Origin of the sequence: Streptomyces sp. PA03-6a, assembly GCF_033792765.1 — a bacterium.
Taxonomy (GTDB): domain Bacteria; phylum Actinomycetota; class Actinomycetes; order Streptomycetales; family Streptomycetaceae; genus Actinacidiphila.
Genome location: NZ_JARAVK010000229.1, coordinates 1 through 14718 on the forward strand (window position 1 = coordinate 1; position 14718 = coordinate 14718).

Consider the following 14718-nt stretch of genomic DNA (forward strand, 5'->3'; position numbering starts at 1 on the left):
GTATCGATCCGGAGGACCGGGACGTTTCCCCTCGGGGATGGGGGACCATGGATAGCTCAGCCCGGTCCCCTTCCCGGTCCCGGCCCGCCCATTCGCGGAGGTTTGCGTGTCCTGCCTGATCGTCCAGAGCGACAAGACCCTGCTGCTGGAGGTCGACCACGAGCTCGCCGACGAGTGCCGGCGTGCCATCGCCCCCTTCGCCGAACTGGAACGGGCGCCGGAGCACATCCACACCTACCGGATCACCCCGCTGGGGCTGTGGAACGCCCGCGCCGCCGGGCACGACGCCGAGCAGGTCGTGGACGCGCTGGTGCAGTACTCCCGCTACCCGGTGCCGCACGCGCTGCTGGTGGACGTCGCCGAGACGATGGCCCGCTACGGCCGGCTGACGCTGAGCAAGCACCCGGCGCACGGCCTGGTGCTGACCTCCACGGACCGTCCGGTGCTGGAGGAGATCCTCCGCTCGAAGAAGATCACGCCGCTGGTGGGCGCCCGGCTCGACCCGGACACGGTGGTCGTCCACCCCTCCGAGCGCGGCCAGATCAAGCAGGTGCTGCTCAAGCTGGGCTGGCCGGCGGAGGACCTGGCCGGTTACGTGGACGGCGAGGCGCACCCGATCGAGCTGGACCAGGACGGCTGGAAGCTCCGCCCCTACCAGGAGCAGGCGGTGGAGGGCTTCTGGCACGGCGGCTCGGGCGTGGTCGTGCTGCCCTGCGGCGCCGGCAAGACGCTGGTGGGCGCGGGCGCGATGGCGCAGGCGAAGGCGACGACGCTGATCCTGGTGACGAACACGGTCTCCGCCCGGCAGTGGAAGCACGAGCTGGTGAAGCGGACCTCGCTGACCGAGGACGAGATCGGCGAGTACAGCGGCACCCGCAAGGAGATCCGTCCGGTCACCATCGCCACGTACCAGGTGCTGACGACCAAGCGGAAGGGCGTCTACGCGCACCTGGAGCTCTTCGACTCCCGCGACTGGGGCCTGATCGTCTACGACGAGGTGCACCTGCTCCCGGCGCCGGTCTTCAAGTTCACCGCGGACCTCCAGGCCCGCCGCCGGCTCGGCCTGACGGCGACGCTGGTGCGCGAGGACGGCCGTGAGTCGGACGTCTTCTCGCTGATCGGTCCCAAGCGCTTCGACGCGCCGTGGAAGGAGATCGAGGCGCAGGGCTACATCGCGCCCGCCGACTGCGTGGAGGTACGGGTCAACCTGACCGACTCCGAGCGGCTGGCGTACGCGACCGCCGAGCCGGAGGAGAAGTACCGCTACTGCGCGACGACCGCGACCAAGCGCAAGGTCGCCGAGGCGCTGGTCGCCAAGCACCGCGGGCAGCAGACGCTGGTGATCGGCCAGTACATCGACCAGCTCGACGAGCTGGGCGAGCACCTCGGGGCGCCGGTGATCAAGGGCGAGACGACCAACGCGCAGCGCGAGAAGCTCTTCGACGCCTTCCGGCAGGGCGAGATCTCGGTGCTCGTGGTCTCCAAGGTGGCCAACTTCTCGATCGACCTGCCGGAGGCGACGGTCGCCATCCAGGTCTCGGGCACCTTCGGTTCCCGTCAGGAGGAGGCGCAGCGCCTCGGCCGGGTGCTGCGGCCGAAGGCGGACGGTCACGAGGCCCGCTTCTACTCCGTGGTCGCCCGCGACACCATCGACCAGGACTTCGCCGCGCACCGCCAGCGGTTCCTGGCCGAGCAGGGGTACGCGTACCGCATCGTCGACGCGGACGAGCTGCTCTGACCCGTCCGCGGGGCCGCGCCGGGAGGCCCGCCGCGTCAGTCGCGCGCGGCGGCGCCGTCCTGGCCCAGCACCACGACGCGGACGGCCGTGGCGACGTAGACCCGGACCGCGCGCAGGGCGTCCCCGACGGGGTGGACCGGATGCCGGTGCCCTGGGGCCTCGGCGATGGCGGTGCTGCCGTGGACGCGGGAGACCACTGGTCGTGCCATGCCCCCAATGTACGCATACGTGACGCTTTGGGCAGAGGTTCCGGCTACGGGCGGGTGGAAAACCGGTTAGCACCTGCCGTCGCCGAGGCGTAAGATCCTGCGTCTTGCCGCCCGCCCCCTTGAGGGACGGCGCCACCGGCCGGACGGAAACCGGTCGGCCCGAGTCGTGATCCGTATCAGGACAGCGCCCCGCCCCGCGCCCCCGTGCGCGCAGGTCAGGGGCCGGCTGAGCCATGCCCTACGTGCCGCCGGAGGCAACCCGTGCCAGGGGAACAGTCCCTCACCACCGACAATCCGCTCGACCGCGAACGCTCCCACCTCTCCTCGTCCCGTTCCGCCCTGCGCGCGATGCGCGCCGACGTCGAGGCCCTCGACATCCGGGACGTCACCGCCAACTGGGTGAACGCGGAAGTGCTGCAGTCGGAGATCACCGCCCGCATCAAGGCGCTCGCGGACCTCGCCCACACCCCGCTGTTCTTCGGCCGTCTCGACTACGCGGACGGCGCCGAAGCCGGTCACCGCTTCTACATCGGCCGCCGCCACGTGCACGACGCGGACGGCGACCCCATGGTCGTCGACTGGCGCGCGCCGGTCTCCCAGCCCTTCTACCGGGCCTCCCGCACCGACCCGCAGGACGTCGCGCTGCGTCGCCGCTTCGGCTACACCGGCGGGGAGCTGACCGCCTACGAGGACGAGCACCTCACCGACCCGGACGAGGCGCAGACCTCCAGCAAGCTGCTCCAGCAGGAGATCGAGCGGCCGCGCGTCGGCCCGATGCGCGACATCGTCGCCACCATCCAGCCCGAGCAGGACGAGATCGTCCGCGCCGGGGTCGGCGGCACGGTCTGCGTGCAGGGGGCGCCCGGCACCGGGAAGACCGCCGTCGGCCTGCACCGGGTGGCGTACCTGCTCTACGCGCACCGCGAACGGCTGGCCCGCACCGGCACCCTCGTCATCGGCCCCAACGCGTCCTTCCTGCACTACATCGAGCAGGTGCTGCCCGCCCTGGGCGAGCTGAGCGTCAAGCAGGCCACCGTCGACGACCTGGTCGCCCACGTCCCGGTCAAGGGCACCGACTCGGCGGCCGCCGCCGGCGTCAAGGGCGACGCGCGCATGGCCGAGGTGCTGCGGCGCGCGGTCCGCTCCGGCATCCGGATGCCCACCGAGCCGGTGGTCGTGGTGCGCGGCTCGCGCCGCTGGCGCGTCCCGGCGTACGAACTGGAGGAACTGGTCCGCGAGCTGATGGAGCGTGACATCCGCTACGGCGCCGCCCGCGAGGCGCTGCCGCAGCGGATCGCGCACGCCGTGCTGGTCCGGATGGAGGCGGCCGGGGAGGCCCCCGACGACCGGGTGCAGGACGCGGTCGCGCGCAACACGGCGGTCAAGGCGGCCGTGAAGGAGGCCTGGCCGCCGGTGGACCCGGCGAAGACGGTGCTGCGGCTGCTGTCCGATCCGCAGTTCCTGGCCGAGTGCGCGCAGGGCGTGCTGACCGAGGAGGAGCAGAAGGAGATCCTCTGGGAGAAGCCCGCCCGCTCGGCCGCCTCCGCCAAGTGGTCGGCCGCCGACGCCGTGCTGGTCGACGAGGCCCACGACCTGGTGCACCGCACGGCCTCGCTCGGCCACGTCGTGCTGGACGAGGCCCAGGACCTCTCCCCCATGCAGTACCGGGCGGTGGGCCGCCGCTGCTCCACCGGCTCCGCGACCGTGCTGGGCGACCTCGCCCAGGGCACCACCCCGTGGGCGACGGGGACCTGGGAGGAGGCGCTGGAGCACCTCGGCAAGCCGGGTTCGCGGGTCGAGGAGCTGACCCAGGGCTTCCGCGTCCCGCTGGAGGTCATCGCCTACGCGTCCCGGCTGCTGCCCGAGATCGCACCCGGCCTGAAGGAGGCGACCTCCGTCCGGGAGAACCCGGGCGCCTTCTCGGTGACCGAGGTCCCTGCGGGCGGGCTGACCCCGGCCGTGCTCGACGCCTGCCGGCAGGCCCTGGACCGCGAGGGGTCCATCGGCCTGATCGCCGCCGACGCGCGCGTGCCCGCACTGGCCGAGGCCTTGGCGGCGGCCGGCCTGCCGTACCTGTCACCCGGTGAGGAGACCACGCCCGAGGTCCGCCTCACGCTCGTCCCGGCCTCCCTGGCCAAAGGCCTGGAGTACGACTACGTCGTGCTGGACGAGCCCGCCGCGGTCGTCGACGGCGAGCCCGACGAGCGCACCGGCCTGCGCCGCCTGTACGTCTCGCTGACCCGCGCGGTCTCGGGCCTGGCGGTCCTCCACGCGGCGCCCCTCCCGCAGGCGCTCCGCGCGGCGTGACCCCGCGCCCGCGCGCGCATGCTCATCCGCGGTCGCCGGCGACGGCCGCGAGCAGTGCCGCGCGCAGATGGCCGTCCGCCTCCGCCAGGAGCCGGGCGGCCGTCGGGGCGTCCACGCCACCGAGGACGACGAGGACGGCGTTCTTGACCTCGCCGCCGGCGGCGGTGAGCGCGGCCTCGATCTCCTCGTCGGGCGCGCCGGTGGCCAGGGCCACGATCCGCCGGGACCGGGCGCGCAGCTTGTCGTTGGAGGCGCGCACGTCGACCATCAGGTTCCCGTAGGTCTTGCCCAGCCTGATCATCGTGATCGTCGACAGCATGTTGAGGACGAGTTTCTGCGCCGTGCCCGCCTTCAGCCGGGTCGAGCCGGTGAGGAACTCCGGGCCGGTGAGGACCTCGATGCCGTGGTGGGCCGCGGCGGCCAGCGCGGAGCCCGGGTTGCAGGACAGTCCGACGGTCAGCGCCCCCAGGGCGCGGGCGTGCTCCACGGCGCCGACGGCGTACGGGGTGCGGCCGGAGGCGGAGACGCCGACCACGGTGTCGTCCGGGCCGATCCCGAGGGCGTCCAGGTCGGCGGCGGCCAGTTCCCCGCTGTCCTCGGCGCCCTCGACGGCGTCCACGATCGCCGTGGGCCCGCCCGCGATGAGCCCGCTGACCTGGCCCGGCGCGGTGTTGAAGGTAGGCGGGCACTCGCTGGCGTCGAGCACGCCGAGCCGTCCCGCGGTGCCCGCGCCCGCGTAGACCAGGCGGCCCCCGCGGGCCATGCGCGCGGCGATGCCGTCGACGGCGGCGGCGATGACGGGCAGTTGCCCGGCGACGGCGGCCGGCACGGTGCCGTCCTCGGCGTTCATCAGCCGGGCGATGTCGAGCGTCGGGAGCCGGTCGACCTCGGCGAGCTCGGCACGGAAGGCCTCGGTTCCGAGGTGGTCCAGCTCGCGACGGAGCTCGGCGTGCGTCATTGCGGGTGGTTCCTTCGCGGGCTGTGGCGGTGGGCGAGGGCTTCGTACGAGGCGGACAGGGCCGGGGCCGCGGTGTCGTACGTGCGCTGGGCGACCCCGACGAACAGGCAGTCCACCACCAGCAGCTGGCTGGTGCGGCTGGCCATGGCGGCCGGGCGCAGTTCGCTCTCCCGGCCGCTGGAGGTGAGCAGCACGTGGTCGGCGTACTGGGTGACGGTGCCGTCCACCCGGCCGGTCACGGCGATGGTGGTGGCGCCCCGGTCGAAGGCGGCGCGCAGCGGCTCGACCACGTCGTGGGTGTGGCCGGAGTGCGTGACGGCCACGGCGACGTCGCCCTGGCGCAGCTGGACCGCGTTGGTGAGGGTGAGGTGCGGGTCCGCCAGGGCGTGCGCGACCAGGCCTATCCGCAGCAGCTTCTGCACCAGGTCCTGGGCGACCAGGCTGGACGCCCCGATCCCGTACACGTCGATGCGGCGGGCGGCGGCCAGCGCCGCCACGGCCGCCTCCAGCTGGGCCACGTCCAGCTGGGCGGCGGTGTCGGCCAGGCACCGCTGCTCGTCCAGCGCGAGTTTGGTGACCACGTCGGCCAGCGGGTCGTCCACCGCGATGTCCGGGGTGACGGCGGGCGGTGCCCCCGCCTCCACGCGGGCGGCCAGCGCGGCCAGCGCGAGCCGCAGGTCCCGGTAGCCGGGGTAGCCCAGCACGCGCGCGGTGCGCACCACGGTGGCCTCGCTCGTCCCCGTACGGGCCGCGAGCGCCGTGACGGTCAGCCGGGAGCAGCCCGCCGGATCCGCGGCCACGGCCTCCGCGACCCGCTGCATCGACCGGGTCATGGACGGGGCCATGGTCCTGACCTTGGCGGCCAGCCCACCGGTGTTGAAGGTTTCCTTCATCTTCTCGGCCACGGACGAAAGCTATTTTCACCTCCTGACGACGTCAAGGACGCCTGCGCGGCGGTTGGTCCACAATGGGGGCCATGGATCCTGACGCACCCGGTTCCTCCGCCGGCCTGGAGGCGGCCCTGCACAGCGCCCGCGCGCTCGTCCTCGCCGACCTGACCGCGACCGGCGTCGCCGATGCGCACATCGTCTCGCTCGTCGAGGACGCCGTCTCCCAGCGCCGCTGGTGGGTGGAGCAGTGGCCCGACGGCGCCGCGTTCGTCGCGGGGCTGGTCGCCCAGGACGTCAAGGACGCCCTGCTCGAACGCATGGGCCGCTGGCCGCTCTGCCCTCGCTGCGCCGACCCGCACGCCCTCGACGTGGAGCCCGAACTCGGCCCCGACCCGCACTGGGTGTGCGAGTCGCTCGGCGAGGCCGTCGCCCCCGTGGGCGGCCTGTCCGCGGCCCTCGGCGGGCCCCGCTGACGTGACCGTCTACATCGACCCGCCGACCTGGCCGGGCCACGGCCGCATGTGGTCCCACATGGTGAGCGACACCTCGTACGAGGAGCTCCACGCCTTCGCCGCCGCCATCGGCGCCCCCCGCCGCGCCTTCGACGCCGACCACTACGACGTCCCCAGCGAGCGCTACGCCTCGGCCGTCGCCGCGGGCGCCGTCGAGGTCGGCAGCAAGGAACTGCTGCGCCACCTCACCGAGGCCGGCCTGCGCCGCCCCAAGCGCAGGTCCCCCCAGGGTGGGGCCGGCAGGGCTTAGACCGGCCCCGCTCACAGCGGCTCGCCCTCCAGCCGGCCGGCGGGGAGCCGGCGCCCGCACATCGCCAGGGCCAGGTCCTCGCCGGTGCCCCGCAGTTCCGGGCCGGAACCGTACGACCAGTCCCGGTCGGTGGCCCGCAGCAGCCGGCCTTCGACGGCGACGCCGAAGTGCGCGTGCCCTCCGCCCGCGGTGAGGTCGTCGAGGAGGATGCCGAGGGTCTCCGCCGGGACCCGGCGTCCCGTGCCGAGCGGCACGGTGATGTCCAGCCCGTGGATCACCACGTGGTTGAGCGCGCCGTGGGCACCGCCGCCCGGGGGCTGCCACCGCCCCATCACCTCGGAGCGCAGACAGCCGACCAGTTCCCCGGTGGGCAGTGCGCCGTCCCGCTCGGCGACGGCGTCGGACAGCCGGGTGAAGTCGAAGCCGTGCTCGGCGAGGAGGGCCATGAAGGCCTCCTGCGAGTAGCGCGCCGCCATCGTCATGTGCGCCACGACCTCACGCACCCGCCAGCCCTCGCAGAGCGAGGGGGTGTCCCACCACGCGGCGGGGGCCCCGTCGAGCAGGTCGGCCAGGTCCCTGAACTCGGCCGCGACGGCGGCCTGCACCTGCGTGTCGTCGGTCATCGCTGTCGTACCCCTTCGTCGCGTGTCGCGGGCGGCTCCCCGCACGGACAAGGACCGCCCGCGCGCACCGGAGTCATCGGTTCGCGCCGCGGTCATCGACGGGCGTCGTCCACGTCGCCGGGGGCGAGCAGTTCCAGCTCGGTGGTGAGGTTGCGCCGGGCGGTGGCCTCCCAGCGCCCGTACGCCTCCGGGGTGCGGAACAGCCGGGGCAGCCGCAGGAGCTGGCGCAGGACGTCGGCGCGGCCGGCACGGAAGGCGTCGTCGGGGACGAAGCCGTACTCCTCGCGGACGGCGGCCGCGTACTCGGCGTAGGCGGTGGGGTCGCCGGCGAGGACGGCCAGGTCGGCGTCGCTGAGGACCTCGCCGTCCCGGTCGCCCTCGGCGGGGTGGTGGGTGACGGTGAGCCGGACCAGGCGGGCGACCTCGGCGGTGATCGCGTCCGGGACCCCGGCCTCGGGGAGCGCGCGTTCGGCGAGCCGGGCGCTGCGCTCCTCGTTCTCCGAGCGGTCGGGCCGGTAGACGGCGTCGTGGAACCAGGCGGCGAGCAGCACGGCGTCCGGGTCCTCGGCGTGCCCGGCGAGGGCCTCGACGTGGTCGAGGACGGCGGTGAGGTGGGTGGTGGTGTGGTAGCGGCGGTGCGGCTCGGCCCAGCGGGCGATCAGGTCCTTGCCGTACGGCACCGGGTCGACGGACTCCGTCTGGCAGCGGCGCAGCAGGTCGCACCAGCGGGCGAGGAGGGCGGAGCCGGTTTCGGGTGCGGTGTCAGCCATGAAGGTCATTGTGCGGTACGGGGGGTCGCGGGCACCTGTGGGCATGTGACACCCTAGAGATATGTCTAGACCAATTTTCGAAGTGATCGCGCTCGACGCCGACGACGCCCTCGCGGCCCGGACGGGCGGCGCGGACCGCCTCGAACTGGTCACGGACATGGCCGCGGACGGTCTGACGCCGTCCCGGGAGACCTTCGCCGCCGTCCGGGCTGCGGTGGACATCCCGGTCCGGGTGATGCTGCGGGCCCGCGCCGACTTCGCCGTGGGCGGCACCCGCGGGACGGACGCGCTCTGCGCCGCCGCTGCGGCGCTGCGCGGCGAGGGCGCCGACGAGTTCGTGCTCGGGTTCCTCGACGCGTCGGGCGCGCCGGACCTGGCCGCCGTGCGCCTGCTGGTCGACGCGATCGGTTCCGGTGCCCGCTGGACCTTCCACCGTGCCATCGACCACTCCGCCGACCGGGAAGCCGTGCGCTCGGCGGTGCGCGGGCTGCCCGGACTGGACACCTTCCTCACGGCGGGCTCCGCGCGCGGGGTGGACGCCGGGCTCGCCCATCTGCTGGCGGAGGCGGGCCGTCCCGGCGAGCCCCAGCTCATGGTGGGCGGCGGGCTCCGCGCGGAGCACCTGCCGCGGCTCCTCGCAGGCGGCATCGACGCCTTCCACGTCGGGGGCGCGGTCCGCCCCGGCGGCTGGGCCGGCCCGGTCGACGCGGAGGCGGTGCGCACCTGGCGCGATCTGCTCGACGCACCGGTCGCCGTCCCGTGACCGGGCGGCAGCCGGAAACGCCCGAGGGCGGTACCCCGCGTGGGGTACCGCCCTCGGTCTTCTGCCGTGGTGCGGAGTCCTGATCCCGGAGGATCAGAAGTCCATGTCACCGCCGGGCATGCCGCCGCCGGCCGGCGCAGCGGCCTTCTCCGGCTTGTCGGCGATGACGGCCTCGGTGGTGAGGAAGAGCGCGGCGATGGAGGCCGCGTTCTGCAGCGCGGAGCGCGTGACCTTGGCGGGGTCGATGATGCCCTCGCCGATCAGGTCGACGTACTCGCCCGTGGCGGCGTTGAGGCCGTGGCCCGGGGTCAGGTTGCGCACCTTCTCCACCACGACGCCACCCTCGAGGCCGGCGTTGACGGCGATCTGCTTCAGCGGGGCCTCCAGGGCCAGCTTCACGATCGCGGCACCGGTGGCCTCGTCGCCGTCGAGCTCGAGCTTCTCGAAGACGTTGGACGCCTGGAGCAGGGCCACGCCACCACCGGCGACGATGCCCTCCTCGACGGCGGCCTTGGCGTTGCGCACCGCGTCCTCGATGCGGTGCTTGCGCTCCTTGAGCTCGACCTCGGTGGCGGCACCGGCCTTGATGACGGCCACGCCGCCGGCCAGCTTCGCCAGACGCTCCTGGAGCTTCTCGCGGTCGTAGTCCGAGTCGCTGTTCTCGATCTCGGCACGGATCTGGTTGACGCGGCCCTGGATCTGGTCCTGGTCGCCGGCGCCGTCCACGATCGTGGTCTCGTCCTTGGTGACGACGACCTTGCGGGCGCGGCCGAGCAGGTCGAGACCGGCGTTCTCCAGCTTGAGGCCGACCTCCTCGGAGATGACGGTGCCACCGGTGAGGATGGCGATGTCACCGAGCATGGCCTTGCGACGGTCGCCGAAGCCCGGGGCCTTGACCGCGACGGACTTGAAGGTGCCGCGGATCTTGTTGACGACCAGGGTCGACAGCGCCTCGCCGTCGACGTCCTCGGCGATGATCAGCAGCGGCTTGCCGGACTGCATGACCTTCTCCAGCAGCGGGAGCAGGTCCTTGACCGAGGAGATCTTGGAGTTGACGATCAGGATGTACGGGTCGTCGAAGGACGTCTCCATACGCTCCAGGTCGGTGGCGAAGTACGCCGAGATGTAGCCCTTGTCGAAGCGCATGCCCTCGGTGAGCTCCAGCTCCAGACCGAAGGTCTGGGACTCCTCGACGGTGATGACGCCTTCCTTGCCGACCTTGTCCATCGCCTCGGCGATGAGCTCGCCGATCTGCGGGTCGGCGGCGGAGATGGAGGCGGTGGAGGCGATCTGCTCCTTGGTCTCCACGTCCTTCGCCTGCTCCAGCAGGGCGGCGGAGACGGCCTCGACGGCCTTCTCGATGCCGCGCTTGAGCGCCATCGGGTTGGCGCCGGCGGCGACGTTGCGCAGGCCCTCGCGGACCAGCGCCTGGGCGAGGACGGTCGCGGTCGTCGTGCCGTCACCGGCGACGTCGTCCGTCTTCTTCGCGACCTCCTTGACCAGCTCGGCGCCGATCTTCTCGTACGGGTCCTCGAGCTCGATCTCCTTGGCGATGGACACACCATCGTTGGTGATCGTGGGGGCGCCCCACTTCTTCTCGAGGACGACGTTGCGGCCCTTGGGGCCAAGGGTGACCTTGACGGCGTCGGCGAGCTGGTTCATCCCGCGCTCGAGACCGCGCCGTGCCTCCTCGTCGAACGCGATGATCTTGGCCATGTGAAGTGGTCCTCCCGGACTTGGGGTCCCCCCGCGGCGCAGGGCTGCGGGGAAGGATTACTCCAGGACCGTGCCGGCGCCCGCGACGGACGGCCTGCCCTCCCACCGGTTCCTTTACGGCGGTGGAGCGGGCCTCACCCACTCGGTCCTTTGTCACTCTCAACGTCAGAGTGCTAACGCCAATGATTAGCACTCGCCCCAGGAGAGTGCAAGCCGCTTGGCCGGGACCGTGGACAACCCGCAGGTCGGGTCCGCGGCCGCCCCGGACAGCACGAAGGCCCGCCCCCGTGTGGGGGGCGGGCCTCGACGCGTACGTTTGAGCGGCCGTACGCGAAAGTGCTCCGTGGCCGATGCGCGGCGCGTCAGCCGGCTGCGAGACGGACCATGTCCGCCTGCGGCCCCTTCTGGCCCTGCGAGATCTCGAACTCGACCCGCTGACCTTCCTCGAGGGTGCGGTAGCCGTCCATCTGGATCGCGCTGTAGTGCACGAAGACGTCCGCACCACCGTCGACCGCGATGAAGCCGTAGCCCTTCTCCGCGTTGAACCACTTGACGGTGCCCTGAGCCATTCCTAACTCCCCTATTGCTGGCCCTTCGCAGACCCGCACCTCGCGGACCCGGGTCAGACCTCACCCCCTACAGCCAAGGGGGCGTGCGCCGGAACGCGTCGACCGCGGCTGAATGTATCTGCCCGGACGCTGTCTGCAACAGGTCAATCGGACGAGAATTCCGGGCACAGGGAATCGGAAGAAGAGCCTGATCGGCGAATAATCCGGGGCAACTCGGACCGGACATAAGCGGCCAACGCGACAAACGCGACGTGAATTTGGCGATAAATCGTCGACAAGGCCACCCCGGGGAAGAGGGGTTGCGCAGAGCGTTGCAGGGAGTTGCGAGCCGTCGAAGGCAACTGTACAGGCCTTCAACTACCGCTCAAGCACACAGGGGTGCCGGGTGGTCCCCGGCACCCCTGTCGCCCGCGGGCCGTGCGGTTCAGCAGCCTCCGGCGACCGCCGGGATGATCGAGACGGACGCGCCCTCGCCCACCGTGGTCTGCAGACCCTCGGAGAAGCGGACGTCGTCGTCGTTGACGTAGACGTTCACGAAACGGCGCAGCTTGCCCGTGTCGTCCAGGACCCGCGCGGAGATGCCGGGGTGGCTCTGCTCCAGCGAGTGAATGACCTCGGCCAGGGTGCCGCCCTCGGCGGGGACCTCGGCACGGCCGCCGGTGTAGGTGCGGAGGATGGTCGGGATGCGGACGGTAGCGCTCATGATGCTGGGTTCACCTTCAGTCTGGGTCGGCCGGTGCGGTCGGGGTCAGCCGGCCAGGCCGGCGGCGCGGAACGCGTCGAGGCTCGGGCGGATGGTGGCCGTGGGGCGGGAGGTCGGGGCGACGGCGTCCAGCGTCTTGAGGCCGTCACCGGTGTTGAGGACGACGGTCTCACCGGCCGGGTCGAGCTGCCCGTTCTCGATGAGCTTGCGCAGCACGCCGACCGTCACGCCGCCGGCCGTCTCGGCGAAGATCCCCTCGGTCCGGGCGAGCAGCTTGATGGCGTCCACCACCTGCTCGTCGGTGACGTCCTCGACGGCGCCGCCCGTGCGACGGGCGATGTCCAGCACGTACGGGCCGTCGGCCGGGTTGCCGATGGCCAGCGACTTGGCGATCGTGTTCGGCTTCTGCGGGCGCACCACGTCGTGGCCGGCCTTGAAGGCGGTCGAGACCGGGGAGCAGCCCTCGGCCTGCGCGCCGTAGATGCGGTAGGGCTTCTCCTCCACCAGGCCGAGCTTGATCAGCTCGCGCAGCCCCTTGTCGATCTTCGTCAGCTGCGAGCCCGAGGCGATCGGGATGACGATGTTGTCCGGCAGGCGCCAGCCCAGCTGCTCGCAGATCTCGTACGCGAGCGTCTTGGAGCCCTCGCCGTAGTAGGGGCGCAGGTTGACGTTGACGAAGCCCCAGCCCTCGCCGATCGGGTCGCCGATCAGCTCGCTGCAGAAGCGGTTGACGTCGTCGTAGGTACCCTCGATGCCGACCAGCTCGCCACCGTAGACCGCGGCCATGACGACCTTGCCCTCCTCCAGGTCGTGCGGGATGAACACGCACGAGCGGAAGCCGGCCCGGGCGGCCGCGGCGCCCACGGCGCCGGCCAGGTTGCCGGTGGAGGAGCAGGACAGGGTGGTGAGGCCGAAGGTGCGGGCGGCCTCCAGGGCGATGGCGACGACCCGGTCCTTGAAGGAGTGGGTCGGGTTGCCGGAGTCGTCCTTGATGTGCAGGCCGCCGGTGACGCCCAGTTCGCGGGCGAGGTTGTCGGCCTTGACCAGCTTGGTGAAGCCCGGGTTGAGGTTGGGCTTGGAGGCCACGTCCGCGGGGACGGGCAGCAGCGGCGCGTACCGCCAGATGTTGTCCGGCCCGGACTCGATCCGCTTGCGGAGGGTCTCGGGGTCGCCGCCCGGGAGGTCGTACGCCACTTCGAGCGGCCCGAAACAGACCTCGCAGGCGAAGATGGGTTCCAGCGGGAAGCGCTCACCGCACTCGCGGCAGGAGAGCGCGGACGCGGGGCCGAAGGCGGAATCGGTGGACGCGGGTGCAACGGTCTGCGCAGCCATGTCAGGCGAGGCCCTTTCTCCTCATCTTCCTCACGGCGCATTTCGCCGCGAGACGGAATTGGCACCTTCCCCACCTGGACCTCGCGGTCGGCGGGAGGGTTGCCGGGGCTTCAACGGGCCGTTCCCTCTGCCCCTCTGGATGAGCGGTATGGCACCGGGCGCAGGGCCCGGGCATTTGTCGGACGGGGCGCGATCACCGCGGACATACGATGGTCATGCCTCGTGTTCAAGACTGTAACCGACGACCTCGAACCTGGTCATGGGCCGTCCGTCCTGCGAGACGGGCAGAAACGGAGCAACCCGGTGCTCGACGAGGTGGCCGGCTGGCTGCAGCGGCGGTCCTGGACCGCCGACCACAGGCCGCTGCCGCAACTGCTCGCCGCCAAGCGCGCCGCGGGCGCGCGCGGCACGGTCAGCGTCGTGCTGCCCGCCCTCGACGAGGAGGCCACGGTCGGGGCGATCGTCGGGACGATCCGCCGCGAGCTGATGAGCGAGGCCGTGCCGCTGGTCGACGAACTCGTCGTGCTGGACTCCGGGTCGACCGACCGCACGGCGGAGGTCGCCGCGGCCGCGGGTGCGGTCGTCGTCCACCGGGACGAGGTGCTCCCGCGGCTGCCCGCGCTGCCCGGCAAGGGCGAGGTCCTGTGGCGCTCGCTGCTCGTGACGCGCGGGGAGATCGTCTGCTTCGTCGACTCCGACCTGCGCGAGTTCGACGCGCGGTTCGTGTCGGGGATCGTCGGGCCGCTGCTCACGGACCCGGACGTGCAGCTGGTCAAGGCGATGTACGACCGGCCCCTGGAGACCGGCGGCACGGTGGTCCCGGCCGGCGGGGGCCGGGTGACGGAGCTGGTCGCGCGGCCGCTGCTCAACCTGCACTGGCCGCAGCTGGCGGGGTTCGTCCAGCCGCTGGGCGGCGAGTACGCGGCGCGCCGCTCGCTGCTGGAGCGGCTGCCGTTCCCCGTCGGGTACGGGGTCGAGCTCGGGCTGCTGGTGGACGCGCTCAACACGGTCGGGCTCGACGCGCTGGCCCAGGTCGACGTGGGGGTCCGGCACCACCGGCACCAGGACGGCCAGGCACTGGGCCGCATGGCCGCGGCGATCTACCGGACGGCGCAGATCCGCCTGGCCCGGGGCCATCTCGTGCGGCCCGTCCTCACGCAGTTCGACCGCTCCCCGGACGGCGGTTTCGAGCCCCGCGTCCACGAGGTCGCGACGGATGAGCGCCCCCCGATGCGGACGGTCCCCGAATACGCCCACCGCGCGGTGGCGTAGGCCTCCGGCCCGGTAGCGGGCAGTCGTCCCGCGGGGCATGGGGGTCCCCCCGGCCGAAGGCTGGGGGGACCCCCATGCCCCGCGGGACGACTGCCCGCTACCGGGC

General features: G+C 72.6%; 15 protein-coding genes and 1 riboswitch. Of the genes, 6 read left to right on the forward strand and 9 right to left on the reverse strand.

What is annotated here, in order from left to right:
- The first annotated feature begins 106 nt into the window (after window positions 1–106).
- On the forward strand, window positions 107–1738 hold the full coding sequence (locus tag PV350_RS36530; protein ID WP_499512482.1) for a DNA repair helicase XPB: 1632 nt from the start codon (window positions 107–109) through the stop codon (window positions 1736–1738).
- A 35-nt stretch (window positions 1739–1773) separates the two neighbouring features.
- On the opposite strand, the gene PV350_RS36535 is transcribed toward PV350_RS36530, so the two are convergent.
- Window positions 1774–1947, reverse strand: coding sequence for a hypothetical protein (locus tag PV350_RS36535; protein WP_499512483.1), 174 nt, complete (start codon window positions 1945–1947; stop codon window positions 1774–1776).
- A gap of 261 nt (window positions 1948–2208) precedes the next feature.
- Here PV350_RS36535 and PV350_RS36540 point away from each other — a divergent pair, with 261 nt between their 5' ends.
- A complete protein-coding gene (locus tag PV350_RS36540) occupies window positions 2209–4254 on the forward strand; it encodes a HelD family protein (RefSeq protein WP_499512484.1) in 2046 nt (681 codons plus the stop codon).
- A gap of 22 nt (window positions 4255–4276) precedes the next feature.
- Here the strand turns inward: PV350_RS36540 and murQ are convergent, their stop codons facing one another.
- Both murQ and PV350_RS36550 read right to left on the reverse strand, forming a co-directional pair.
- Window positions 4277–5212 carry an N-acetylmuramic acid 6-phosphate etherase gene (gene murQ / locus PV350_RS36545; protein WP_500337809.1) on the reverse strand — a complete coding sequence of 312 codons (936 nt, stop codon included), beginning with the start codon at window positions 5210–5212 and terminating at the stop codon, window positions 4277–4279.
- Window positions 5209–6105: a MurR/RpiR family transcriptional regulator gene (locus PV350_RS36550; RefSeq protein ID WP_500337812.1), complete on the reverse strand. Its 897-nt coding sequence runs from the start codon at window positions 6103–6105 to the stop codon at window positions 5209–5211. The genes murQ and PV350_RS36550 overlap by 4 nt, the downstream gene beginning before the upstream one ends.
- Window positions 6106–6188: 83 nt before the next feature.
- Between PV350_RS36550 and PV350_RS36555 the strand changes: the two genes are divergently transcribed.
- The gene (locus tag PV350_RS36555) at window positions 6189–6575 is read left to right on the forward strand and encodes a DUF8819 family protein (RefSeq protein WP_499512486.1); all 387 of its coding nucleotides are present in this window, start codon (window positions 6189–6191) and stop codon (window positions 6573–6575) included.
- A gap of 1 nt (window position 6576) precedes the next feature.
- Window positions 6577–6864 carry a DUF4031 domain-containing protein gene (locus PV350_RS36560; RefSeq protein ID WP_499512487.1) on the forward strand — a complete coding sequence of 96 codons (288 nt, stop codon included), beginning with the start codon at window positions 6577–6579 and terminating at the stop codon, window positions 6862–6864.
- Between the two features lie 11 nt (window positions 6865–6875).
- Here PV350_RS36560 and PV350_RS36565 read toward each other — a convergent pair whose 3' ends face one another.
- Window positions 6876–7487 carry a maleylpyruvate isomerase family mycothiol-dependent enzyme gene (locus PV350_RS36565; protein WP_499512488.1) on the reverse strand — a complete coding sequence of 204 codons (612 nt, stop codon included), beginning with the start codon at window positions 7485–7487 and terminating at the stop codon, window positions 6876–6878.
- A 92-nt stretch (window positions 7488–7579) separates the two neighbouring features.
- Window positions 7580–8266: an HD domain-containing protein gene (locus PV350_RS36570; RefSeq protein WP_499512489.1), complete on the reverse strand. Its 687-nt coding sequence runs from the start codon at window positions 8264–8266 to the stop codon at window positions 7580–7582.
- 52 nt (window positions 8267–8318) lie between these two features.
- On the opposite strand from PV350_RS36570, the gene PV350_RS36575 reads away from it, so the two are divergent.
- The gene (locus PV350_RS36575; RefSeq protein WP_500337810.1) at window positions 8319–9020 is read left to right on the forward strand and encodes a copper homeostasis protein CutC; all 702 of its coding nucleotides are present in this window, start codon (window positions 8319–8321) and stop codon (window positions 9018–9020) included.
- Window positions 9021–9113: 93 nt separating this feature from the next.
- Here the strand turns inward: PV350_RS36575 and groL are convergent, their stop codons facing one another.
- The 4 genes from groL to thrC all read right to left on the reverse strand — a co-directional run bounded on the left by groL (window position 9114) and on the right by thrC (window position 13340).
- A complete protein-coding gene (gene groL / locus PV350_RS36580; protein WP_499512491.1) occupies window positions 9114–10736 on the reverse strand; it encodes a chaperonin GroEL in 1623 nt (540 codons plus the stop codon).
- Between the two features lie 362 nt (window positions 10737–11098).
- On the reverse strand, window positions 11099–11305 hold the full coding sequence (locus PV350_RS36585; RefSeq protein WP_005486335.1) for a cold-shock protein: 207 nt from the start codon (window positions 11303–11305) through the stop codon (window positions 11099–11101).
- Window positions 11306–11729: 424 nt separating this feature from the next.
- Window positions 11730–12008, reverse strand: a complete 279-nt coding sequence (locus PV350_RS36590) for a ubiquitin-like small modifier protein 1 (protein WP_499512492.1) — start codon at window positions 12006–12008, stop codon at window positions 11730–11732.
- Between the two features lie 45 nt (window positions 12009–12053).
- On the reverse strand, window positions 12054–13340 hold the full coding sequence (thrC, locus tag PV350_RS36595; RefSeq protein ID WP_499512493.1) for a threonine synthase: 1287 nt from the start codon (window positions 13338–13340) through the stop codon (window positions 12054–12056).
- Window positions 13341–13358: 18 nt separating this feature from the next.
- Window positions 13359–13486: riboswitch (SAM riboswitch) on the reverse strand.
- Window positions 13487–13643: 157 nt separating this feature from the next.
- Between thrC and PV350_RS36600 the strand changes: the two genes are divergently transcribed.
- Window positions 13644–14612 (forward strand): glucosyl-3-phosphoglycerate synthase, encoded by a 969-nt coding sequence (locus PV350_RS36600; RefSeq protein ID WP_499516871.1) that lies wholly within the window; start codon window positions 13644–13646, stop codon window positions 14610–14612.
- Window positions 14613–14718 lie beyond the last annotated feature (106 nt).